Source organism: Paenibacillus apis (assembly GCF_018333295.1).
Classification (GTDB): domain Bacteria; phylum Bacillota; class Bacilli; order Paenibacillales; family Paenibacillaceae; genus Fontibacillus; species Fontibacillus antibioticophila.
In genome coordinates, this window is sequence record NZ_BORS01000053.1 from 1 (window position 1) to 671 (window position 671).

Genomic DNA, 671 nt, shown 5'->3' on the forward strand with positions numbered 1-671 from the left:
GTAGTGAATACACATGCGAAAGTTTTGGGACTGGGGATCCTTTGGAAGTGTCTGCATTGCTTGCGATGAGCAAGCGTAGGCAACGGACAACAGAGCACCAGGCGCAAAACTGCAGCATCAAGGTTAAGCTACTAAGAGCACACGGAGGATGCCTAGGCGCTAGGAGCCGAAGAAGGACGTGGCGAACAACGAAACTGCCTCGGGGAGCTGTAAGCAAGCTTTGATCCGGGGGTGTCCGAATGGGGAAACCCGGCTGGAGTAATACCCAGTCACTCACTGCTGAATACATAGGCAGTGAAGAGGCAGACCAGGGGAACTGAAACATCTAAGTACCCTGAGGAAGAGAAAACAAGAGTGATTCCGTTAGTAGCGGCGAGCGAATGCGGAACAGCCTAAACCAGAGAGCTTGCTCTCTGGGGTTGTGGGACGTCTCACACGGAGTTACAAAGGAACAGGGTAGACGAAGAGGTCTGGAAAGGCCCGCCAAAGAAGGTAAAAGCCCTGTAATCGAAATTCTGTTCCCTCCGAGACGGATCCCGAGTAGTGCGGGGCACGTGAAACCCCGTATGAATCTGCCAGGACCATCTGGTAAGGCTAAATACTCCCTAGCGACCGATAGTGAAGCAGTACCGTGAGGGAAAGGTGAAAAGCACCCCGGAAGGGGAGTGAAA

General features: G+C 53.1%; 1 rRNA gene. It reads left to right on the forward strand.

Annotation, left to right across the window (positions count from 1 at the left end):
* Nucleotides 1-121 precede the first annotated feature (121 nt).
* Nucleotides 122-671: ribosomal RNA gene (locus tag KI362_RS25230) — 23S ribosomal RNA — on the forward strand; the annotation flags it as partial.